The 23147-nt window shown below is 54.3% G+C and carries 21 protein-coding genes; 16 read left to right on the forward strand and 5 right to left on the reverse strand.

The genetic code is table 11. From position 1 onward, the window contains the following. Positions 1 to 11 precede the first annotated feature (11 nt). Positions 12 to 956: an NAD(P)-dependent oxidoreductase gene (locus ACRBB0_RS09360; RefSeq protein ID WP_431374165.1), complete on the reverse strand. Its 945-nt coding sequence runs from the start codon at positions 954 to 956 to the stop codon at positions 12 to 14. Positions 957 to 1061: 105 nt separating this feature from the next. Between ACRBB0_RS09360 and ACRBB0_RS09365 the strand changes: the two genes are divergently transcribed. From ACRBB0_RS09365 to ACRBB0_RS09380, 4 genes are all read left to right on the forward strand, one after another. Next, positions 1062 to 1517, forward strand: coding sequence for a methylated-DNA--[protein]-cysteine S-methyltransferase (locus ACRBB0_RS09365; RefSeq protein WP_431374166.1), 456 nt, complete (start codon positions 1062 to 1064; stop codon positions 1515 to 1517). A gap of 230 nt (positions 1518 to 1747) precedes the next feature. Then, complete coding sequence (locus ACRBB0_RS09370) at positions 1748 to 3460, forward strand: hypothetical protein (protein WP_431374167.1); 1713 nt, start codon at positions 1748 to 1750, stop codon at positions 3458 to 3460. 150 nt (positions 3461 to 3610) lie between these two features. Then, complete coding sequence (locus ACRBB0_RS09375) at positions 3611 to 5794, forward strand: AAA family ATPase (RefSeq protein ID WP_431374168.1); 2184 nt, start codon at positions 3611 to 3613, stop codon at positions 5792 to 5794. After that, positions 5787 to 6551, forward strand: coding sequence for a hypothetical protein (locus ACRBB0_RS09380; protein WP_431374169.1), 765 nt, complete (start codon positions 5787 to 5789; stop codon positions 6549 to 6551). The genes ACRBB0_RS09375 and ACRBB0_RS09380 overlap by 8 nt, the downstream gene beginning before the upstream one ends. A 17-nt stretch (positions 6552 to 6568) precedes the next feature. Here the strand turns inward: ACRBB0_RS09380 and ACRBB0_RS09385 are convergent, their stop codons facing one another. Then, positions 6569 to 7402 (reverse strand): prephenate dehydratase, encoded by an 834-nt coding sequence (locus ACRBB0_RS09385; RefSeq protein ID WP_431374170.1) that lies wholly within the window; start codon positions 7400 to 7402, stop codon positions 6569 to 6571. Between the two features lie 141 nt (positions 7403 to 7543). Here ACRBB0_RS09385 and ACRBB0_RS09390 point away from each other — a divergent pair, with 141 nt between their 5' ends. The 5 genes from ACRBB0_RS09390 to ACRBB0_RS09410 all read left to right on the forward strand — a co-directional run bounded on the left by ACRBB0_RS09390 (position 7544) and on the right by ACRBB0_RS09410 (position 13980). Next, on the forward strand, positions 7544 to 8071 hold the full coding sequence (locus tag ACRBB0_RS09390; protein ID WP_431374171.1) for a c-type cytochrome: 528 nt from the start codon (positions 7544 to 7546) through the stop codon (positions 8069 to 8071). A gap of 209 nt (positions 8072 to 8280) precedes the next feature. Next, complete coding sequence (locus ACRBB0_RS09395; RefSeq protein WP_431374172.1) at positions 8281 to 10191, forward strand: extracellular solute-binding protein; 1911 nt, start codon at positions 8281 to 8283, stop codon at positions 10189 to 10191. 6 nt (positions 10192 to 10197) lie between these two features. Continuing rightward, a complete protein-coding gene (locus ACRBB0_RS09400; RefSeq protein ID WP_431374173.1) occupies positions 10198 to 11271 on the forward strand; it encodes a microcin C ABC transporter permease YejB in 1074 nt (357 codons plus the stop codon). Positions 11272 to 11275: 4 nt separating this feature from the next. Beyond that, positions 11276 to 12394, forward strand: a complete 1119-nt coding sequence (locus tag ACRBB0_RS09405; RefSeq protein ID WP_431374174.1) for an ABC transporter permease — start codon at positions 11276 to 11278, stop codon at positions 12392 to 12394. Next, the gene (locus tag ACRBB0_RS09410) at positions 12391 to 13980 is read left to right on the forward strand and encodes an ABC transporter ATP-binding protein (protein WP_431374175.1); all 1590 of its coding nucleotides are present in this window, start codon (positions 12391 to 12393) and stop codon (positions 13978 to 13980) included. The genes ACRBB0_RS09405 and ACRBB0_RS09410 overlap by 4 nt, the downstream gene beginning before the upstream one ends. On the opposite strand, the gene ACRBB0_RS09415 is transcribed toward ACRBB0_RS09410, so the two are convergent. Continuing rightward, positions 13953 to 14846 (reverse strand): EamA family transporter, encoded by an 894-nt coding sequence (locus tag ACRBB0_RS09415; RefSeq protein WP_431374176.1) that lies wholly within the window; start codon positions 14844 to 14846, stop codon positions 13953 to 13955. The two genes, ACRBB0_RS09410 and ACRBB0_RS09415, sit on opposite strands and share 28 nt — an antisense overlap. Before the next feature lie 93 nt (positions 14847 to 14939). On the opposite strand from ACRBB0_RS09415, the gene ACRBB0_RS09420 reads away from it, so the two are divergent. Beyond that, positions 14940 to 15434: a MarR family winged helix-turn-helix transcriptional regulator gene (locus tag ACRBB0_RS09420; RefSeq protein ID WP_431374177.1), complete on the forward strand. Its 495-nt coding sequence runs from the start codon at positions 14940 to 14942 to the stop codon at positions 15432 to 15434. Here ACRBB0_RS09420 and hemN read toward each other — a convergent pair. Continuing rightward, positions 15423 to 16778: an oxygen-independent coproporphyrinogen III oxidase gene (gene hemN, locus ACRBB0_RS09425; protein WP_431374178.1), complete on the reverse strand. Its 1356-nt coding sequence runs from the start codon at positions 16776 to 16778 to the stop codon at positions 15423 to 15425. The two genes, ACRBB0_RS09420 and hemN, sit on opposite strands and share 12 nt — an antisense overlap. Positions 16779 to 16842: 64 nt before the next feature. On the opposite strand from hemN, the gene fnrL reads away from it, so the two are divergent. Further along, the gene (gene fnrL / locus ACRBB0_RS09430) at positions 16843 to 17589 is read left to right on the forward strand and encodes a transcriptional regulator FnrL (RefSeq protein WP_431374179.1); all 747 of its coding nucleotides are present in this window, start codon (positions 16843 to 16845) and stop codon (positions 17587 to 17589) included. Continuing rightward, the gene (locus tag ACRBB0_RS09435; protein WP_431374180.1) at positions 17561 to 18487 is read left to right on the forward strand and encodes a PhzF family phenazine biosynthesis protein; all 927 of its coding nucleotides are present in this window, start codon (positions 17561 to 17563) and stop codon (positions 18485 to 18487) included. Before fnrL ends, ACRBB0_RS09435 begins: the two co-directional genes overlap by 29 nt. A gap of 96 nt (positions 18488 to 18583) precedes the next feature. On the opposite strand, the gene ACRBB0_RS09440 is transcribed toward ACRBB0_RS09435, so the two are convergent. Continuing rightward, positions 18584 to 19423: a universal stress protein gene (locus ACRBB0_RS09440; protein ID WP_431374181.1), complete on the reverse strand. Its 840-nt coding sequence runs from the start codon at positions 19421 to 19423 to the stop codon at positions 18584 to 18586. 195 nt (positions 19424 to 19618) lie between these two features. On the opposite strand from ACRBB0_RS09440, the gene ccoN reads away from it, so the two are divergent. From ccoN to ccoP, 4 genes are read left to right on the forward strand one after another with little or no spacing between them, the layout of a single operon-like run. Next, entirely contained in the window at positions 19619 to 21229 is a 1611-nt protein-coding gene (ccoN, locus tag ACRBB0_RS09445) for a cytochrome-c oxidase, cbb3-type subunit I (protein WP_431374182.1), read from the forward strand. Between the two features lie 14 nt (positions 21230 to 21243). Further along, complete coding sequence (ccoO, locus tag ACRBB0_RS09450) at positions 21244 to 21972, forward strand: cytochrome-c oxidase, cbb3-type subunit II (RefSeq protein ID WP_431374183.1); 729 nt, start codon at positions 21244 to 21246, stop codon at positions 21970 to 21972. An 11-nt stretch (positions 21973 to 21983) separates the two neighbouring features. Further along, positions 21984 to 22193: a cbb3-type cytochrome c oxidase subunit 3 gene (locus tag ACRBB0_RS09455; protein ID WP_431374184.1), complete on the forward strand. Its 210-nt coding sequence runs from the start codon at positions 21984 to 21986 to the stop codon at positions 22191 to 22193. Next, positions 22190 to 23068 (forward strand): cytochrome-c oxidase, cbb3-type subunit III, encoded by an 879-nt coding sequence (gene ccoP, locus ACRBB0_RS09460; RefSeq protein ID WP_431374185.1) that lies wholly within the window; start codon positions 22190 to 22192, stop codon positions 23066 to 23068. The genes ACRBB0_RS09455 and ccoP overlap by 4 nt, the downstream gene beginning before the upstream one ends. Positions 23069 to 23147: the final 79 nt, after the last annotated feature.

Genomic DNA, 23147 nt, shown 5'->3' on the forward strand with positions numbered 1-23147 from the left:
CAAGCCCCAATTTACCGCGTGACCGTTACTTCAGCCCCGCGTGCGGGCGGCTCATCGTCAATCAATTCCGTCGGAAAACCGTCCGCCAGAACACGAAGCCCCGTCGCCTCTTCGAGCCGTTCAATCATCCGATCCGATTGCGCGCTTTGGCCATAGCGATCCTGGCCATCCTTGATCATGGCAATGATCTGTGGCGAGATTTCCAGAGGGACATTGTGGGCTTCGGCCAATTGTTGAAACAAGCCGATATCCTTTTGCACAAGGTCCATGGCAAAATCCACATCGCGGGACCCTGACAAAATAAGCTGGCTTTCGGTTTCATGCACAAAGGAATTGCCCGAACTGATACGGATCGCCTCATAGGTGGTGGCAAGATCAAGGCCAGCCGCTTTCATAGTCGTAAGCGCTTCGCACAGCGTCAAAAGGTTCGCGGTGGCCAAATAGTTGGTCATCACTTTGAGTTTGGACGCGCTGCCGATGTCACCGGTGTGCAGCACGTTGCGACCCAGAATGGTCAACAACGGCAAGACCTTTTCAAACGCGACACGATCGCCACCTGCAAAAATCGAAATATTGCCGGTCGCCGCTCGGTGGCAGCCGCCGGACACCGGGGCTTCAACGGCAACCGCCCCCACGGCGGCAACCCGCTCCGCTTGGGTCACGATCATATCTGGATCCGTTGTCGACATCTCGACCCAAATCTTACCCGGTCCCATATTGGGGAGCATTTCGGCCAAAACAGCGTCGGACACAGCCGGGCTCGGCAAAGATGTGATCACAACATCGCAGTCCCGCATGATCTGCGCAGCCGAGCCGCCGTTGCTAGCGCCTTTTCCAATGAAGTCGTGAACGCGCGTTTCGTCCAAATCATGAACGGTTAAACCGATGCCGTTATTGAGTAAATTTCCCGCCAGCTTGCCGCCAACAGCCCCAAGGCCAATGAAACCTGTTTTCATGTCAAACTCCTGTTTGGCCCATGCTTGTCTGCCGCCCAAGCGCTTGTCGGTCCTGTTTGCGACATGCGCGTTGTCAATTGAAGACAACCGCCCTAGCCTATGAAGATGCCCATGATTTTCATCGATACTCCAACCGGCCAAATGCAGATTCAGCAAGAAGATGACGCAATTGTCCGCGTTGAGTGGGCAACAGGAGAGTCACAAGAACCGACACCGCTCTTGAACGAAGCAAAAGCGCAAATCGGTGCCTATTTTGACGGAGGTTTGTACGAGTTTGATCTGCCGCTCAGGGTTCGTGGCAGCGAATTTCAGAGGCGCGTTTGCGACGCAATCTATGCAATTCCGTTTGGAGAGACCCGCGGATATGGTGATCTCGCAGCCGATCTTGGGGCCTCGGCCCAAGCGGTTGGAGGAGGCTGCGGCGGCAATCCTATTCCCTTGATTATTCCATGCCACCGTGTCCTCGCGGCCAATGGGTTGGGCGGCTTTTCAGGACAGCATGGCATTGAAACCAAAGTCGCTTTGCTGCGCCATGAAGGAGCGGCGGGTTTGTTGATCTAATACCCAAAGATCGCCAATGGCAGCGCATTGGGGTACTCTTTGGGGTGCCTGTCATTTAGGGTCGGCTGATTGTGGTTTGTTTGCAAGCTATTTAGCAATCCGACGCTTGCATCTGGAAAACCTGTGCTTGGATTAGTATATCTTTTAGGAGAAAAATATTTCAGCAGGTTGCCAATAGATTGGCCGCAAGAGCCTTCTTTCCCGATCTGCATATTCATAACGGGGATTTTATGTCAGAAGCGTCCAAACCCAAGGTGGCAAAAGTTACCACCGCACAAGAATTCATTGCACAGAACACACAGGCCCGTCAGGCTGAAAGCGCTGATGTTGCGACAGAAAAGTCCGAGGTTGCGCATTCCTTTGTCGCGATCCAAGACAATCCGTTTTTCAAAATCATGCTGGACCAGGGGCTGTCTCCTCAAGACAAGCTTGAACGCGTCACAAAGACCCTGACCTTCACCGATGATCGTGCCGAAGCCCGCGAGAATTTAGCCGCTTTCAACACGTTCAAGGAGTATTTGCAATTTGAACGCAAGCGCATGGCGCAAGAGATAATCGCGCTGACAGACACAGAAGCCTTTGGTGAACTTAAGGATGTATTTGAACAGATTAATACGGCCCTTATCACCTTCGAAGATCAAATCTCGCCTCTGACTGATATTGTTGATGCGGTTTATACGCTGCGTATGAATGGCGTCACCTTCGACATATTCGAAGAGCTGCTGCGCGAGCGCGAAGATGAAAAGAAACGTGGTTCCCAGAAGCTGACACTTACCGAAAAATTAAGTCAGTTGGAAGCAAGTGTCCGAGCACTCAAGACCGAGAATGGGTTTTTGAGTGAAGATCGTGGCTTCTTTGGCTTGGGTGGCATCAAGAAGAGCGCCCAGCAAAAGATTGCCCAGAACGAAGTGGCCATTGATGAACAAACAGAGACCATGCAGGGGTTGATGGACGAAATCAAAGCTCTGGATGACGAAAAGCCAACGGGCTCTGAATTTGCGGAATTCGCCGCTGAAAAGGAAAAGCTCCGCCAATTGCTTGATATTACGTCTGAAGATCACAAGGCGCGTCAAGAAGCGCTGGTAACTTCGGCACAGGACTTCATCAACACAACCGAAAACCGGGTGTCATCGGTGCTGTCGCATTTCACCAATATGAACGGCCAGATCGACAATCTCGACGAAGCCAATTTCACCATGCGCTCCATGTATGCGATCCTGTCGGACGCCACCAAAGAGGTTGACCAAGCCAACGAAACACGCCGGAAAGAAATCCAATCCGCGATCGAAGCGGCTGATGGCGATCTTGAACGGCTGGGTCACGAACGGCTGGAACGCGATATCAACGGGTATATTTCAAATCTCGGGCGCTCTTCGGTTGATACAACATCGGTTTTGGCCGAGCTAACGGCGTCAGGACATCGCATTCATTCGATGAAAGAGGCTAATGAACAACAGGTTTCCAAGACGCGGCAATTGCACACCTCTGGTGTTGCTGGCGTGGCCGATCAATTGTCGACAGTCTTACAAGCGGTGTCAGCAGCCGCACTGGGTGAAAGCTCTGAAGCGGCCAAAATGTCACTGGAACGGATGAACCGCACCACGTCCGAACTTGGCCAGCGCGAAGTTATCCGGGTGGCGCTTGGGACAAAAGAGATCAACCAAGATCTCAGCAATGCATTGTCCGAACTCTCCGAATACGGCGAAACGATCAAGGCGGCCACGTCGATCACCCGCGATGGCTTGTCAGAAACCAAAGACCTTTTGGCACAAATCGAACGCCAGACTGCCCAAACACAAGCTGCGGTCAAAGAATCTTTGTCAGTGGCCGCAGACGTCACGGGCGGCAAGGGTGGCACGCGCAGCCCGTCCCCCGAAGATGTGGCCCAAGAGGCCGAAGACCGCGCGGCACCGCCAAACCCCTTTGGTTTGGGCAACACGTAACGGGCGCACTCGGGCAACGTTGAAACAGGAAAGGGCAACACATTGCCCCTTCCGTCCCCGCCCATATGAGACCCGCCTGACATTTTGAAAAACCGCTGCTCCGAAGGCCGACGTGTCTTTGGCAGCACTTAAAGTGAAACGAGTTTAATCATGCCCGACACTGTCAAAGATTTTCTGATCCGGGGCACTGATCTTCTGGCCGATCGTCCCAATTTTCGGCTTGTCGGACGCGAAACCGAACTGCGTCAGGTCTGTGCAATGCTGATGCGCAAACACGCCTCCAACGTGCTCATGGTTGGCCCTGGTGGCGTTGGCGCATCGAGCATTTGTTTAGGCCTAGAGGCCGCCAAGAGCGACTCGTCCTTACCCTTTGACATACTGTCGAAGCGCTTTTTCTGGCTCGACACCGATGGTTTGTTTTCTTCAGGCACGCATGCGCGCATATCCGAGAGCTTTGAAAAGCTGCGGCGCACATTGCTTCGCACCGCGAATTCCGTGCTGATCATAGATGATTTTCGCGACTTCATTGACGCTGCGCGCAATAACGGCACCACGCACCTGATCAACGCAATTATGCGCGACGTGATGCAGGGGCGTTACCAGAGCATCCTAGAATCGCGGGACGATGACCTTGAAATCGTTTTGAAATGCCACTCCAACATGCGTGAGATTTACACGCTGATGGAAGTACACGAACCCGGCCCCGACGCTTTGCGGGAAATCATTATTGTCGGTGCAGAGCAACTGACGAGCCATCACCGTGTCCCTGTCACGCTTGGGGCGATCGACGCTGCGCTGGAGCTGACCAGCAAATATCATGTGTCGGACCTATCCCTGTCGCGCGCACAGCCAGAGCGGACTTTGAACCTGATTGACCGGGCGCTCACGGCCTACCGACAAAGCGCTCATGAGACCCCGCCACATCTTGCGGCTTTGCAAGCCAGTCTGCAGCAATTGGACCAAGCGATGTCGCGTAACCCATCGCCAGAACTCCACGCGCAACACAGTGCCCTCAGCGAAACATCCGAATTGGCGCAAACCGATTGGGCCGAGAAAATTGCACGGCTATCGGCGCTTCGGCGGTCGCAAAAATCTGGCGAAGAACTGTTGCTGGCGCTGGAAGAACAGCTTGCGGAAGAACGCGCCGCCGGTGACAAAGCCCCGGCCCCTGATCCGCAACCCAGTGGGTTTTCATCCAAACTAACCGGTGCCGGATTTGGGTCTCGTGAAGAAGCCCGGATACTTGGTGAAATCCGTGAGGCTGGCCGCGCTATTGAAGATAACAAAACGGCCTTTGAAACGCTCGAGCAAGAGATGAATGCGGGATTGGAACTCACATCTCAGGCCGTGACCCTCGAATTTTCGGCCATTTCGGGCATTCCTGCAGACAAACTCAATCAAGATGAACGCGAAAAACTCCTTGCGTTGGATGCAACACTCAAGGCGCGGGTCTTTGGGCAGGATCATGCGGTTGAAAAGCTGGTCGGGGCGGTCTTGATGGCCAATGCCGGCCTGAAGGAACCTGATAAACCGCAAGGATCATTTATGTTTTGCGGTCCATCTGGCGTCGGGAAAACCGAAATCGCCAAGGCTTTGGCACAGGCGCTCAAAGATAGCGAAAAGGCCATGTTGCGGTTCGACATGTCCGAATACATGGAAAAACACGCGTTGGCCAAGCTCATTGGGGCCCCTCCGGGTTATGAAGGCTATGAGGCGGGCGGCATCCTGACGAATTCGGTTCGACGGAACCCGCATTCGATTATTTTGTTTGACGAAATTGAAAAAGCGCACCCGGATGTGTTCAACGTGTTCTTACAAGTGCTCGATGACGGCCGATTGACGGACAATCGTGGACTAACAGTCAGCTTTGCCAATACGTTGATCCTTATGACAACCAATATTGGCCAGCCACATTTTCTATACGAAACACTGTCCTACGCAGATGCCATGGACGAAACCATGCACGAATTGGAAAACACGTTCCGACCCGAGTTCTTGAACCGGTTCAACGGTCGTCAGAACATTATCGGCTTCAAAACCCTGCCCTTGGCATTGATCGAACGGATCGCCGCGCGCGAAATTCGCAAAGTCAACCAACGCATTGCGACCTCGGGTCATGCGGTTTCCATCATCATGTCGCCGGAACAAATCAACGCGCTTTGTGCGGATCGGTATAACCCCGTGCATGGCGCGCGCGGCATTCCGGGATTCTTTGCGGCGCAAGTCTATCCGCAAGTGGCGCGCAGCATTCTAGAAACCCCCGGCAAGGCGGGCGAACTTGAAATCCTCTATTACGCCGACGATGGTGGACGGGTTGAGATCAAACATGGATGAGCAAGATCCTGTTGCCCGTGCCGAAGCGCTGATCCGTGAACGCGCAGCAGAAAAGGCGGAAAAAGATGCGCAATCCAAACGTGGGTTAGGTGGCCAGGTCGCTGCAAAATCGCAGTTTTTAACCCGTGTTTTCGGAACCGCCGAGATCGTGTGGAACCGCTATATTTTTCCGGCATGGCGCGTTTTTAACTGGCCGTTTCGGTGGTACTGGCGTCTGTGTCGCTGGGTCTTTCGCAAGATCTCGTTTCGCGGTGACAGCTATAGCAAAACACGCGGCGCAGCGAGCTTTGTTGCCCTTGGCTTGATCACCTTTTTCCTGGGCTTCCACCTGCTCTTTAACGCCATCCCTTTAGGGGCGAGGCTTGCCTATGACGCTGCGGCTATCACCCTGTTTTCACGTCAAGACGTGTTGATCTTTAGCCAACCGGACCCGGTCGAAGGTCGGCCTGGCGAGCTCACGGTTTATGCCTGTCGCAAATACCCCTGCGAAGCGCAATTTGATTCCGTTGAATTTCGGATGCGCGACAGCATCTATTTGGACGTGCGCTCATACCTCAAGCACTTCCAGCCCCATGATCCTGGCGAACTGGCTGGTGCCTTTGTGTCCGAAGAAAATGGCTGCAAGGTTAGCTTTTACGGCAGGCGGATAAAGATGCTCGGTTTCTACCCATTGATCACAAAGGCCGTTTGCCAGCCAATCAACGGGTCGAACTCCGAGGAAATCTTGAGCGGGCTGGCAGACGCAAAATTGCGCTAGCCTGCCAAGCCGCCTCTTCAATCCCGTCGTGGGTCGCGCGGATAGGTGCCCAAAATTTCGAGCATATCGGTAAAATAGTCGAGTTCATCGAGCGCACGCTGAACCGCCGGATCGTCGGGGTGACCTTCTATATCCGCATAAAACTGCGTTGCCGAAAACGAGCCGCCGACCATATAGCTTTCGAGTTTGGTCATATTGACGCCATTGGTCGCGAATCCCCCCATCGCCTTGTACAAAGCGGATGGAATGTTTCGTACCTGAAAGACAAAGGTCGTCATCATACCATGATCCCCTCGCCGAACGTGATCAGCTTCACGTGACATAATCAAGAAGCGCGTTGTATTATGAGCGTGATCCTCAATGTGACGGGCAAGAATGTGCAGACCGTTGATTTCGGCGGCAAGATCCGATGCCAGCACACCGATTTTCGTTTCCTGCGCTTTTGCAACGTCAATGGCTGCCCCGGCGCTATCTGCGGCAGCTTCGCCCTTGATCCCATATCTGTTTAGGAAATCCCCAGCTTGGGGAATCAGGACGGGATGGGCGCGAACAAGCTCTAAATCCTCGATTTGCACGCCCGGCATCGCCATCAAACTGATGTGAACCCGTACAAATGCTTCATCAACAATGCGCAAACCGCTTTCGGGTAGCATCCGATGAATGTCCGCAACACGCCCATAAGTGGTGTTTTCCACCGGCAACATCGCCAAATCAGCTTTGTTGGTCCGAACTGCGTTGATGACCTCATCAAAACTTGCACATGGCAATGCCTCCATATCAGGTCGTGCATCCCGGCACGCCTCATGTGAATAGGCTCCGAGCTCTCCTTGAAAGGCGATGCGCTGGGTCATGTGAAAGGTTTCCTGTCAATTTGGCACCACTATGCCGGTGGGCGGGCGTTTGGTCGCGCCTTCTATACCTTGCCATAGGCGAAGGGAAGCAATAGACACGCGCCCGACGAATAGCGAAGCGAATAGCGAACAGGGCACCTCATGTTTGACACAATGACCATGACCAAAGTTGTAGGCGGCGTCTGCGGATCGCTGCTGATTTTTCTTTTGGGTAAATGGGTCGCAGAAACGCTGTACCACACTGGTGGCGGACACGGCGATCACGCTCAGGCGGCCTATGTGATTGACACAGGCAGCGATGACGACCACAGCGACGAGGAAGTCGTTGAAATCGACGTAGCGGCCGTTCTGGCAGCTGGCGACGCAGAAGCCGGTGGCAAACTGTTCAAAAAGAAGTGCGGCAGCTGTCACAAAGTTGAAGACGGCGCGAATAACACAGGCCCCTATCTTTATGGTGTTGTTGGCCGCGATGTCGGCGCAGCCGTGGACTTTGGCGGATACTCTGGTGCGTTGAGCGAAGCTGCCGATGTATGGACTGCCGAAAACCTGTTCGGTTTCTTGGAGAATCCAAAGACATACGCGCCCGGCAACAAGATGAATTTCAAAGGCTTCCCCAAGCCGACAGACCGCGCCAACGTGATTTCCTATCTGGAATCTTTGGGCGGCTAAATCGGCCCTCAAGCGTTAAGAATCAGACCGCGTTCCATTGGAACGCGGTTTTTTTGTGCATTCATGTCGCCTCAACCTATTCACGAAATCTCGTAACATCACGGAATCTCAACTTGAATGTGGGGTCGTCCTGCCCTTAGCTATAAATTAACTAAAATGAACGTGAATTGTCAGCAACGTCCAAGCTGACCAGAAAAAGGGGAGACCACATGCAGCGACCCAATGCCCGGATCCGCCCAATGTCGCAGACACGCACCACCAACCTGCCCGTCAGGCCTTTGGTATCTGGGGCATTACTCGCTCTGGGTGTCGCCTTTGCAGCCACCATAGGCTGGGCCGAGCAAGAGGTGATTAAATCGCATGGCGTCTCAACCTTTGGTGAATTGAAATACGATGCTAATTTCACCCATTTTGACTATGTGAACCCAGACGCGCCCAAAGGGGGGGAGTTCTCAAGCTGGGCCTTTGGCACGTTTGACAGCCTGACACCCTACATCCTCAAGGGGAATGCGGCCGCCGGGGCCGGGGTGTTTTATGACACGCTGCTAACCGGCAACCTTGAAGAACCCGATGCGAGCTATGGTTTGCTCGCGCATACGCTGGAATACCCCAAAAACCGCGAATGGGTGATTTTCCACATGCGCCCAGAGGCCAAGTTTCGCGATGGCACGCAGGTCACAGCCCATGACGTGGTCTTTTCGTATGAAACGCTCAAGGACAAAGGGCGGCCCAGCTTTCAAACCACCTTTGCCGATTTTGTCAGTGTCGAGGCGATCGACGATCTGACAGTCAAATTCACCTTCAACCCCGAGGGGCCTTTACGTGAATTGCTGATGACCGCAGGTGGCATTCCGGTGCTGTCCAAAGCCTATTATGAGACGGTCGACTTTTCCCAAAGCAGCCTCGAACCACCTATGGGATCAGGACCGTTCGACCTTGATAAGGTCGATCCAGGGCGGTCAATCTCCTACAAACGGCGCGATGACTATTGGGCACGCGATTTGCCGGTTAACGTTGGCCACAACAATTTCGACATCATCAAGTACGAATATTTTGGCGACTACCTTGCGGCGTTTGAAGCCTTCAAGGGCGGCGCCTATGCGTTCCGTGAAGAGTATTCCTCCAAAACTTGGGCCACCAGCTATGACTTCCCGGCACTGGACGAAGGTCACGTCGTCAAGGAAACCATCCCTGACGGGCGACCCGCAGGAACCCAAGGGTTTTGGTTCAACCTGCGTCGCGACAAGTTCGCTGACCCGCAGGTGCGCGAAGCACTGGCACTGGCCTTCAACTTTGAATGGTCCAATGAATCACTATTTTACGGCATCTATGGCCGCACTGACAGTTTCTGGGAAAACTCGGAAACCTTGCAGGCAACCGGTATGCCAAGCGATGCCGAATTGGCCATTTTGGAACCGCTGCGTGAATACTTCCCCGAAACGGTCTTTACCGAAGAGGCCTACAGCCCACCTAAATCCAAAGCCTCTGACCTTGCCGACCGCCGCACCCTGCGCAAAGCTGGCAAGCTTTTGGACGCAGCTGGATGGGAAGTCGGAAATGATGGTATTCGCTACAAAGATGGCAAACCCTTTGAACTCGAAATCCTCAACGATTCGCCGAGTTTCGACCGGGTGATCAACCCATACGTTGAAAACCTCAAACGCCTTGGGATCGCCGCCTCGGCCAATCGGGTTGATCCGGCGGAATCGCAAGAACGCGAGAAGAACTTTGACTATGACATGGTCACGCAACGCTTTTCGATGTCGCAAACCCCCGGTGACGAGCTGAAACAGATTTTCGGCTCGCAAACTGTGAACACCGCAGGATCAGTCAACGTGGCCGGGCTGAGCAATGAAGGGGTCGACAAGCTGATCCGCGTCATCGCCGATGCGAAAACACGCGAAGAGCTTGATACAGCGGTGAATGCGCTCGACCGGGTGCTGCGCGCGATGCATATTTGGGTGCCGCAATGGTACAAGGGCGAACATAACGTCGCCTATCTCGACGTCTATTCACGCCCCTACACCGACACACCGCCCCCCCTGTCTATGGGTGAAACCTCGATCTGGTGGTATGATGAAGAAAAAGCGCAGAAACTGCGCGACGCTGGGGCGCTCTGATCCACTATGGGCGCTTATCTTCTCCGACGTGTACTGTTGATCATACCAACCCTACTAGGGATCATGGTCATCAACTTTGCGCTTGTTCAGTTCGTACCAGGTGGCCCGATCGAACAGATTTTGGCTGAAATCGAAGGCGAAGGCGATGCATTTGCAGGCATCGCCGGCGGCGGAGGTGAAGTCGCCTCGGGCGGAGAAGATGGGGTGGGTCGTCGCGGCCTTCCCGAGGAATACATCAAGGAGCTTGAGGCACAGTTCGGTTTTGACAAACCTCCGTTAGAGCGGTTTGTGAACATGCTGTGGAACTATATGCGGCTGGACTTTGGGGAAAGTTACTTCAGATCAATTTCAGTGATTGATCTGGTGCTTGAGAAAATGCCGGTGTCTATATCTCTGGGGCTTTGGTCGACGCTGATCGCCTATCTGGTTTCCATTCCGCTTGGCATCAAAAAGGCTATCAGGGACGGCACATCTTTTGACACATGGACCTCTGCGGTCATCATTGTTGCTTATGCGATCCCAGGTTTCTTGTTTGCTATTTTGCTTCTGGTTTTGTTTGCAGGCGGCAGCTACTGGCAGATTTTCCCGTTGCGTGGACTGACATCCGAAAACTACCACGAGCTTTCAATGCTTGGCAAAATCTCTGACTATTTGTGGCACATTGCCTTGCCCGTCTTGGCCTCAACAATTTCAGCCTTTGCAACGCTAACCTTGCTCACAAAAAACAGCTTCCTTGACGAGATCAAGAAACAATATGTCATGACCGCCCGCGCCAAAGGTCTTAGCGAAAGCAAGGTGTTATACGGGCATGTGTTCCGCAACGCGATGCTGATCGTGATCGCTGGCCTGCCCGGCGTGTTTATCGGCGTTTTCTTTGGTGGCTCAATTATCATCGAAACGATCTTCTCGCTGGATGGGCTGGGGCGACTGGGTTTTGAGGCCGCTGTTGAGCGCGATTACCCGGTGATCTTTGGAACATTGTTCATCAGTTCGCTCATCGGCCTTTTGATCGGGATCGTATCAGACTTGATGTATGTCTTTATCGATCCGCGCATCGATTTCGAAAAGCGGGAGGGATAAGATCATGGCCTTCACTCTCTCCCCGCTCAATCAACGCCGCTGGAGCAATTTCAAACGCAACCGCCGCGCGGTTTGGTCGCTTTGGATCTTCATGGTGATTTTTGGCTTGTCGCTTTTTGCTGAGTTTTTGGCGAACGACAAACCCATCTTGGTCAGCTACCGTGGCGAATTGCGGATGCCGATCTTTAGCTTTTACGCCGAAACAGCCTATGGCGGCGAATTCAAATCCGAGGCGGCCTATCGAGACATTGAAGTCAAATGCCTGATCCGCACCGGTGGGATCGAGGAATGTTTGGATGACCCAGAAGGGTTGATTGAGCAGGTCGCGGCCGGAAATAGTGCCGATCTTGGTGAGGACTTCAGCAAAGGTTGGATGATCTGGCCGATCATTCCCTATAGCTACAACACCTCAGTTGATCGCCCTGGCGCTGCTCCGCTGCCACCGAACAATCAAAACTGGCTGGGCACAGATGACACCAAGCGCGATGTTGTTGCCCGCGTTATTTACGGGTTTCGGCTGTCGATCCTCTTTACACTTTTGGTAACGATCAGCAGTTCAATCATCGGTGTGATTGCCGGTGCGCTGCAAGGATATTTTGGCGGTTGGGTCGATTTGATTTTTCAACGCGTGATTGAAATCTGGGCCTCGACCCCGCAACTCTATGTCATCATTATTCTTTTCGCCATTCTTGGGCGAAGTTTCTGGCTGTTGGTGGTGTTGATGATCCTGTTTGGCTGGATGGGGCTTGTGGGCGTCGTCCGAGCAGAATTTCTGCGGGCGCGTAACCTCGAATATGTTCGCGCTGCCCGTGCATTGGGTGTCAGCAACTGGACCATCATGTTCCGCCACATGTTGCCCAACGCGATGGTCGCAACGCTAACCTTCATGCCCTTTATCGTCACCGGTACAATTAGTACGCTGGCCGGTCTCGACTTTCTGGGTTTCGGCCTGCCCTCGTCATCCCCCTCCTTGGGCGAGATGACCTTGCAAGCCAAACAGAACCTACAAGCACCTTGGCTCGCCTTTACCGCCTTCACGGTTTTTGCGGTGATGCTGTCGTTATTGGTGTTTATCTTCGAAGGCGTCCGCGACGCATTTGACCCGAGGAAAACCTTCTCATGAACATTCTCGACGTCAAAAACCTCAAGGTTAGCTTTACGCAAGACGGCCAAACAAATCTGGCGGTCAAAGGTATCTCCTTCCACATCGAACACGGCGAGACCGTTGCTCTGGTCGGGGAATCCGGGTCAGGAAAGTCGGTCTCGGCACTCTCGACAGTCTCCTTGCTGGGCGAGAGCGCGACTGTCGAAGGATCGGTGCTTTACGAAGGCCAAGAGATGATCGGAGCCAGCAAAAAGCACCTGCAAGACGTGCGCGGCAACGACATTAGCTTCATTTTTCAAGAACCAATGACGTCGCTGAATCCTTTGCACACACTGGAAAAACAGCTGGCGGAAAGCATTATCCTGCACCAAGGGTTGAGCGGCTCTAAGCTACGCGCGCGGATTATCGAACTGTTGAATAAGGTCGGCATCCGTGATCCGGAAAGCCGTTTGGGGTCTTACCCACACCAGCTTTCAGGTGGGCAACGACAGCGTGTTATGATCGCAATGGCGCTTGCCAATAAACCCGATCTTCTGATTGCGGATGAACCGACGACTGCGCTTGATGTGACGATTCAGGCGCAAATCCTCGACCTTCTGGCCGACCTCAAAAAGTCCGAAGACATGAGCCTGTTGTTCATCACCCATGATCTTGGCATCGTTCGCAAAATCGCCGATCGTGTCTGTGTGATGCAAAGCGGAGAAATTGTTGAACAGGGACCGACCGCGGAAATTTTTGACAATCCGCAACACCCGTATACGCAAACGCTTTTGTCAGCGGAGAGCACTGGAAGCCCCGAACCTGTCGAACCGGATGCTGAAGAGATCGCCAGCACCGAAAACCTCAAGATTTGGTTCCCGATCCAGAAGGGATTGATGAAGCGGACCCACGGTTATGTGAAAGCCGTAAATGACGCGACGATTTCTGTCAGGGCCGGTGAAACCGTTGGCATCGTTGGGGAATCTGGATCTGGGAAGACTACTTTGGCGCTCGCGATTATGCGGCTTATCCAATCGGAAGGGGCCATTACATATCGCGGCGAAGACGTGCGCAAATGGTCAGTCCAGGAATTGCGGCGTCTTCGATCCGAAATTCAGATCGTCTTTCAAGATCCCTTTGGATCGCTTTCGCCACGAATGACATGTGAGCAAATCATAGCAGAAGGGCTTGGTGTTCACGGCGGCCCTGATGGCCGAAGCCATTACGATCTGGTTCACGAAGTCATGGAGGAAGTCGGTCTCGATCCCGACAGCATGCATCGCTATCCGCATGAGTTTTCTGGTGGGCAGCGGCAACGTATTGCGATTGCTCGGGCGATGGTTCTGCGTCCTCGTTTGGTTGTGCTGGACGAACCAACTTCGGCGCTGGATATGACGGTTCAGGTCCAGATCGTTGATCTTCTGCGCAATTTGCAGCGAAAGTACGACCTGGCCTATCTGTTTATCAGCCATGACCTAAAAGTTGTGCGCGCCATGAGCCACAAGGTGATGGTGATGAAGCAAGGTGACGTCGTAGAATTTGGCACGGCAGAAGAGATTTTTGACGCGCCAAAGACCGAATATACCAAGGCGCTGCTTCACGCCGCGTTCGACTTGGCGGTTTGATCAAACGCGGGCGATGCCACCGGGCGGGCCGCCCTTTGCGCCGCCCAAACGGATGCGACGATGATCACCGCGCCAAGACTTTGCGCCAGGCTCAGTCCTTGCCCCAAGATGACCCATCCCAAGACAACCGCGCTGAGCGGGCTAAGAAATCCGAGAACCGAAACTGAGGCTGGGCCAAGTTTCGCCAGCCCACGAAAGAACAGAACATACGTCAGAGCTGCGCCCACAAGCCCGAGCCAGATCAAACCAGCAATGGCGGTGACATCCACATGAGGCACGGTTGAGGTCGTGGCGAAGACAACCGGCACAAGCAGCAATCCGCCCGCCGTCAGTTGCCAGCCAGCAAAGGTCAGCGGCGGCACAGGTGGTTGCCATTTGCGCGATAATACCGTTCCCAAGGCCATCGAGGCCGCCCCTACAAGCGCCGCAATGATCCCGACCCCATCGAGTTCAGCATTTGGGGAAAGGATCAACAAAGCAACTCCGCCAAGGCCCGCCAATGAGGCCATAACCGATTGCCAACGCAGTTCGGAATTCAACAAAGCGTAGGCAAGAACCAGAACAATAAGCGGCTGTACGGCCCCAAGCGTCGCAGCAACGCCGCCGGGCAACCTGTACGCCGCAACGAACAAAGCGCCCCAGAATATTGCGAAGTTTAGCGCCCCAAGGACAAACACGCGTCCGATCCATGCGCGCGGAGGCAATGTCCGGGTCAGGAGCATCAAGAACAGCCCAGCAGGCAGCGCACGCAGCACACTTACCAATAAGGGGTCAAATCCTGGCAGGGTTTCGGTCGAAACGATGTAAGATGACCCCCAAATAATGGGGGCCAAAGCGGTCAGGGCGATGTCTTGCGAACGGGTCATGGTGAATCTATCTCGATGTCAAACTATTAATCTTGACGTCAAGATAGATGAAAAAACCTTGACGTCAAGGCAAACCTCGCACAAACCAGCTTTATGGATCACGTCGACCGCATCATCGCTCAGTGGGAAGCAGCTAGGCCAGACTTGGATGTTGGGACAATGGGGCCAACTGGGCGCTTGGCCCGGCTGTCTCAGCACCTTAGTCGGGAACACGCCGCAGTGTTCTTGAAACATGATTTGAATATGGCCAGTTTTGATGTCTTGGCGACCCTACGGCGATCAGGCCCGCCCTTTGCACTGACGCCCAAGGCACTTATGGCAAGCACAATGGTAACCTCGGGAACCATGACCAACCGGCTGGATCGTTTGGAACATGCAGGCTTCATCACCCGCACCCCTGATCCCGAAGACGGGCGCGGTTTTATCATTCAACTGACGGATCAAGGCTTTGCTCTGATTGATCGGGCCGTCACCGATCATGTCGCCAATCAGGCGGCTTTGATCGAGGTGCTCAGTAAAGAAGAGCGCAACCAATTGGATGCGCTCCTTAAAAAGTGGTTGTCCGGATTTGAACCGTCAAATGGCTGAGCTGTGCCCGGCCTTGGACAAATCATAGGCATCAAAGGACCGCGCAATGAGACGTGTCAGCGTGCGCGCCTGTTGCGGAATGAACAAACCGTCCTCGGTGACGTCCAAAAGGTTCTCAAAGCGTTTATTGGCATCGTTCAACATGCCAAACAGCTCAGCCCTTGAAATGTCAAAACTGTTGGTAATCTCGGACGCGTTGATGCGGAAATCGCACATTATGGCCTCGATCAGACGTGACCGAAGCATGTCGTCAGCGCTAAAGGCATGCCCACGCGCCGTCGAAAACTCACCATCCCGAATTTTGCCGGTATAGGCCGACGTGGCAGAAACGTTTTGCGCAAACCCCTGGGGGAACTTCGAAATCGAAGAGGCACCAAGCCCGATCAAAACGTCTGCGGTATCATCTGTGTAGCCTTGGAAGTTACGGCGCAGACGACCGGTTTTTTGCGCTATCGCCAAGCCATCGGATTTGGTGGCAAAATGATCGATGCCAATTTCCTCATACCCATCCCAAACAAACAGCCGCCGCGCTGTTTCGAACAACGCCAGACGCTCATCCGGTGTTGGCAAGGCATCTGAGGGGATCAGTTGTTGGCGCTTGGCCATCCAAGGAACATGCGCGTAGCCATAAAGCGCCACGCGATCGGGTGCAAAACTTAACAATTTTTGCACCGTTTCGGTGATCTTGGCGTTGGATTGGTGTGGCAGCCCAAACAGAATATCGGCATTCAAACTGGCCACACCAGTGTCACGGATCATCTGAACTGCTTCTCGTGTCAGATCATATCCCTGAGGTCTACCAATGGTTTCCTGGATTTTTTCGTCGAAATCCTGAACACCAATCGACGCGCGGTTCATACCACCCGCAGCTAAGGCCTTGAGGCGATCAGCGTCGATTTCGTTCGGATCAATCTCAACCGAAAACTCTGCGTCAACGGCAAAATCCGCGGTTTCACGAATCGCGGCAATCAACCGCGTCATCATGTCGGGCGACAAAAGCGTCGGCGTGCCGCCACCCCAATGCAACCGCGACAGCTTGACCCCTTTGGGCAAATGTTTGCGCAGCATTTTCAGCTCGTCGATCAATGTGTCGACATAGGCATCGACCGGCGAAAGCGTCGACGTTCCTTGGGTTCGGCACGCACAGAACCAACATAGCCTGCGGCAAAAGGGTACATGCAAGTAAAGCGATATGTTGCCATACTCAGGCACAGCCTCAATCCATTCGACGAATCGATCCGGGCCAACGCCTCCGGCAAAATGCGGAGCGGTTGGATAGGATGTGTAACGGGGCACTTTGGCATCAAAGAGGCCTAAACGTGCAAGTTGTGTTCTGTCCACCATGCGCGTAGACTTATTGGTGTTGGGGGAGCGCGACCTTGACCCAGATCAACACGGGACGATGCCAATGCTGAATGAACGTAGTCTTGCGACCTCGCAAGAGTGTGCCGATTGCCCAATAAAACATCGTGCTGTCTGTGCCAAATGCGACGGTGACGAGCTCGAGAAGCTCGAAGAAATCAAGTATTACAGAAAATTCGAAGCAGGCCAGACCGTTATTTGGTCCGGTGATCGCATGGATTTTGTCGGGTCGGTTGTGTCTGGTATCGCGACATTGACCCAGACCATGGAAGACGGCCGCACCCAGATGGTCGGCTTGCTTTTGCCATCCGATTTCGTCGGCCGTCCAGGGCGCGGATCTGCCGCTTATGACGTTGTTGCCACGACGGATTTGGTCATGTGTTGCTTTCGCAAGGCCCCATTCGAAGACATGATGAACAAGACGCCTCATATCGCTCAACGATTGTTAGAAATGACACTGGATGAGTTGGATGCTGCGCGCGAATGGATGCTGGTACTTGGCCGCAAAACAGCCCGCGAAAAGATCGCATCGCTTTTGTCGATTATTGCGCGGCGCAATGCCACCGTGCACTTGACCATCGCCGAAGGTCCGTTGGTGTTTGACCTGCCGCTTACGCGGGAAGCCATGGCTGACTATCTTGGCCTCACCTTAGAAACTGTGAGCCGCCAGATTTCGGCGCTCAAGCGCGATGGTGTCATCACGCTCGAAGGCAAACGCCATGTGACCATCCCCGATATGTCGCGCTTGATGGATGAAGCCGGAGATGACGCTGACGGTGGCGTATTTGCCTGATCGGCTGGCCTTTTCGACCTATGACGTATTCACGACCCTCCGTTTTTCCGGCAACCCATTGGCCATCGTACACGGGGCTGATGGGCTAAGCCCTGCGTCAATGCAAACCATTGCTCGGGAATTCAATTTGTCTGAGACAATCTTTGTCCAGACACCGGATGATCCGTCCCATTCCGCCAAAGTGAGGATCTTCTTTCCAACCGCCGAGATTCCATTTGCAGGGCATCCAACCATTGGCTGCGCGATTGACTTGGCAACCAAGGCGCATCCATCCGGCGATTTCGACGTTACGATCACTTTGGAGGAGCAAGCTGGGCTTGTTCCTGTTCGTGTACAGAGGGCCGGCAATCACCTCTCGGCCGAGTTTCAAGCGCCCGTTGTCCCGTTTCCAGCCCATGACGGTGTTGTGCCTGACATCGAAACACTGGCCGATGCAGTGGGGCTCGCCCCTTCGCAGATCGGTTTTGGCCTGCATGCCCCCGGTGTTTTCGAAGGCGGCCCGCGCTTTATGTACGTGCCTGTTGCAGACCTTGACGCTTTGGCACAATCCCAGCCTCAAGAACCGGCATGGAGCAAAGCCATTGCTCTGGGCGCAGTCGACAACGCCTATCTGTATACGAAAACACCCGATGGTTTTCAGGCGCGGATGTTTTCACCAACCGCAGGCATTCCCGAAGACCCGGCAACAGGCTCCGCTAGTGCCATTTTGGCGGCTCAGCTTTTAGCAAGCGGTGCGTTAAGCGACGGAGACACCAGCCTCACTCTGGTTCAAGGGGTCGAAATGGGGCGGCCCAGTCAGATCGGATTCAGAGCAATGGCGACCGAAGGCGCATTGCAATCGGTTCACATTTCCGGCTCAGCCATCTTGATAAGCGACGGGCACATTGCACTCCCCTAAAACCCATCCCTAAAACCCCGTCTTAGTGGGATGGCGGGCGGGGCGATGTGCTCAGGGGAAGCCCCCTGAGCTCGAGCGGCGACCTGCCAGCTTGGGTTAGTGCGCCATAAAGGTAGTGACTTCCACATGCTCAAGCATGTTTCGGGTCGCCCCCCCTAAAATTGCTTCGCGAAAGCGTGAGTGGCCATAGGCCCCCATCACAACCATGTCCGCATCCACATCACGCACATGTCGATGCATGACATCGGCAACACGCGGAAGGGTTTTGGACAAAACGTCAATTTCGGCCTTCACGCCATGGCGCGACAGGTATTGCGACAGCAATCCACCTGGGTCCGATCTGTTCGGCCCATGCTGAGGCGGATCAATCACCACCACGTGCACCGCCTCGGCTCCAACCAAGAAAGGCATCGCCGCACGAACCGCGCGCAGGGCTTCGGCACTTTCATTCCATCCAATCACAATCCGTTTTGGATGCTCGGGTGGGTCCACATCGTCGGGAACAACAAGAACCGGAACTTGCCCTTCGAAAAGCGCGCCCTCCAGAACAGGTTCCAACTCTGCGCCACGATTTGTCCCATAGGGCTTTGGTAGTACAACAAGGTCTGCGAACCGCGCCCGGGCGGCCACGTGGCGACCAATATCGGCCAATTGCGCGACCCCGTCTTCCACGGCCCAACGACATTCCGAATTGCCCAACTGCGCCCGCGCTGCTGCGGCCAAACTCGAGGCGTCGTTATTGGCGCGTGTCAGGGTCTCTTGCAGCACCATCGCATTCGCGCCAGCATAATAATAACCCGTTTGCGTGCGGTCGACACCGAAACACACCGCATCAAGATGCGCATCGCACCCCGCTGCAACTGTCGCCGCATGATCGAGCGTCGACTTTGCCAAGGCTTCATCCGTCACGACTGTAAAAATCGATTTGAAGGCCATCTGTTCCTCCTGATCCAAACTCTAAACGAGGCTAAACCGACACGGATCGCCGCACCTTGACCCGGGTCAAGGTAAAGGCGCGGTTCTCTTGATGCAGATCAATGCCCCCACGATCCGAACAGCGCAAAAACGAGCCGGTCTAATAACCGCCTGCGCGGCTTTGCGAATCGTGCGGGTCAGACGAAGGGACGAATTATGTTGAACTATATCAAGCTCATCGTGCTTGGTTTGGTTGCGATCTTTGCGATGATCGCCGCCAGCTATGCACGAGATGTGGCTTATCAGGTCCATGCGATTCTCATTCTGGCGGTGGCCGCCGGGATGTTTATCTGGACTCTGCGCCGCACAGACGAACCCGTGGCCGTGGCGCCACAGAATGAATACATGGATGACGTGATCCGTGCTGGTGTGATTGCGACCGCCTTTTGGGGTGTTGTTGGTTTCGCCGCCGGGACGTTCATCGCCTTCCAGCTGGCCTTTCCAGTGCTCAACTTCGAATGGGCCCAAGGATACGCCAACTTTGGCCGCCTACGCCCACTGCACACCAGTGCAGTGATTTTTGCGTTTGGCGGTAACGCGTTGATCGCAAGCTCCTTTTATGTGGTGCAGCGAACTTCAGCAGCCCGCCTTTGGGGCGGCAACACGGCTTGGTTCGTGTTCTGGGGCTATCAGCTCTTTATCGTATTGGCGGCAACCGGCTACCTTCTCGGCGGCACTCAGTCCAAAGAATATGCAGAACCCGAATGGTATGTAGACCTGTGGCTCACCGTTGTGTGGCTGGCGTATCTGGCGATTTTCGTCGGGACCATCGTCAAACGCAAAGAGCCGCATATCTATGTAGCCAACTGGTTCTTCTTGTCCTTCATTCTGACCGTTGCGATGTTGCACGTGTTTAACAACCTGAGCATTCCAGTTTCGATCTGGGGTTCCAAATCTGTTCAGGTCTTCTCAGGCGTACAAGATGCGATGACGCAGTGGTGGTATGGCCACAACGCCGTTGGCTTCTTCCTGACCGCGGGTTTCTTGGGCATGATGTACTACTTTGTCCCCAAGCAGGCCGAACGCCCTGTCTTCTCGTACAAACTGTCGATCATCCACTTCTGGGCGCTGATCTTCCTGTATATCTGGGCTGGCCCTCACCACTTGCACTATACCGCGCTGCCTGATTGGGCGTCGACGCTGGGCATGGTCTTCTCGATCATCCTGTGGATGCCAAGCTGGGGTGGTATGATCAACGGTCTGATGACCCTGTCCGGTGCATGGGACAAACTGCGCACTGACCCGGTTATCCGTATGATGGTGATCTCGATCGGTTTCTACGGCATGTCGACCTTTGAAGGCCCGATGATGTCGATCCGCGCCGTGAACTCTCTGTCGCACTATACTGACTGGACCATTGGTCACGTTCACTCTGGTGCTCTTGGTTGGAACGGTATGATCACCTTTGGTGCGCTGTACTATCTGGTGCCAAAACTGTGGAACCGTGAACGTCTGTATTCGAACCAGCTGGTGTCCTGGCACTTCTGGCTCGCCACAATCGGCATCGTTCTTTATGCGGCGTCCATGTGGGTCACCGGTATCATGGAAGGCCTGATGTGGCGTGAAGTTGACGCCAATGGCTTCCTTGTCTGGAGCTTTGCCGACACTGTTGGTGCCAAATTCCCGATGTATGTTGTCCGCGCTCTGGGTGGTGTGATGTTCGTCGCTGGTGCCGTGATCATGGTCTATAACTTGTGGATGACCGCAAAAGCAGCCCCGGCAGTTGATGCCGAAGCCGCCAATGCGCACGCCACACCGGCCGAATAAGGAGGACCGGATACATGGCAATTCTCGACAAACACGCTGTCCTCGAGAAAAACGTTACCCTGTTGGCAATCTTTGCCTTTCTCGTGGTGACAATTGGGGGGCTGGTGCAGATTGTGCCGCTCTTCTATCTCGAAAACACGATTGAGGATGTAGAGGGTATGCGCCCCTACACCCCTCTCGAACTGACAGGCCGCGAGGTCTATATCCGCGAAGGCTGTTATGTCTGCCACTCGCAGATGATCCGCCCGATGCGCGACGAAGTCGAACGTTATGGTCACTATTCACTGGCTGCGGAATCGAAATACGATCACCCGTTCCAGTGGGGTTCCAAACGGACAGGTCCTGACCTCGCCCGCGTTGGTGGCCGCTATTCCGACGAATGGCAGATCGACCACCTGCGCAACCCGCAATCGGTTGTGCCGGAATCGGTGATGCCCAAATATGGCTTCCTCGAAGCCAAGCTCGTCGAAGGCGAATATGTGGCTGACCTGATGAAAACGCATCGTCTTGTGGGTGTTCCATACACCGACGACATGATCGCCAATGCTCAGGCTGACTTTGCAGCCCAAGCAGACCCCGACAGCGACTATGACGGGCTGCTGGAACGCTATGGTGACAAGGTCAACGTGCGGAACTTCGACGATCAAGCCGGTATTTCTGAGGCTGACGCCTTGGTTGCCTATTTGCAAATGCTGGGCACGTTGGTCGATTTCTCGACCTTCACCCCTGACGCAAGCCGCTAAGGAGAGAGAATATGGAAACCTATTCTTTCCTGCGCGAACTTGCTGACAGTTGGGCTTTGCTGGTCATGTTCTCTGTCTTTATCGGGATCGGCCTTTGGGCGTTCCGTCCAGGCAGCCGGGCAATCCATGAGGATACGGCCAACATTCCCTTTCGGCATGACGCACGGCCCGCGCCCGAGCGCGACCAACCCGCCGCAGTTAAGGAGGCGAGGAACACATGAGTGACAAGAAAAAAGACGATCTCGACTATGAGACAACCGGCCACTCTTGGGACGGTATCCGGGAATACAACAAACCGCTGCCAAAGTGGTGGGTGTGGACCTTTTATGCCTGTATCGTTTGGGGCATTGGGTATGTCATCGCCTATCCGGCATGGCCTTTGATCAATGGGGCCACGCCTGGCATGCTCGGCTATTCGACCCGTGGCGAAGTTGCGACTGAAATCGCCCGTGTCGAAGATCAGAACGCTGCCATCAACGCCAAACTGGCCGCGACTGAGCTGACTGAAATCGCGGCCGACGCCGAATTGAACACCTATGCAAACAATGCGGGTGCTGCTGTGTTCAAAACTTGGTGTGCCCAGTGTCACGGGTCTGGTGCGGCTGGTGCCAAGGGGTATCCAAACCTTTTGGATGATGATTGGCTGTGGGGTGGTTCAATCGAAGCCATCCACCAGACTGTCAGCCACGGTATCCGCAACGAGACAAGCGACGACGCGCGCTACTCTGAGATGCCGGCCTTTGGACGCGATGAGCTGTTGGAAAAAGAAGAGATCGTTCAGATCGTCAACTTTGTTCAACTGCTATCAGGTGATACACCCAAAGACGCGGTGGCCGCAGAGGCAGGCAAAGTGCTGTTCGAAGACAACTGCTCGTCTTGCCATGCCGAAGACGGCACAGGTGATCGCGATCAAGGCGCTCCGAACCTGACCGATGCGATTTGGCTCTTTGGCGGTGGTTACGATGACATCCTCGAAACCGTGACAAACGCACGATTTGGCGTGATGCCATCCTGGAACACTCGTCTAGACGAGGCTGAAATCCGCGCAGTTGCGGCCTATGTCCACGGTTTGGGCGGCGGCGAAGCCGCAGAATAAACGTCTCTTCAAATCGTTACAAACACAGGGCCCCTGACCGATCTGGTTGGGGGCCTTTTCTATTGGGTCTTCGGGCATG

This window comes from Pelagimonas sp. (assembly GCF_050633425.1).
In the GTDB taxonomy this organism is placed as follows: domain Bacteria; phylum Pseudomonadota; class Alphaproteobacteria; order Rhodobacterales; family Rhodobacteraceae; genus Pelagimonas.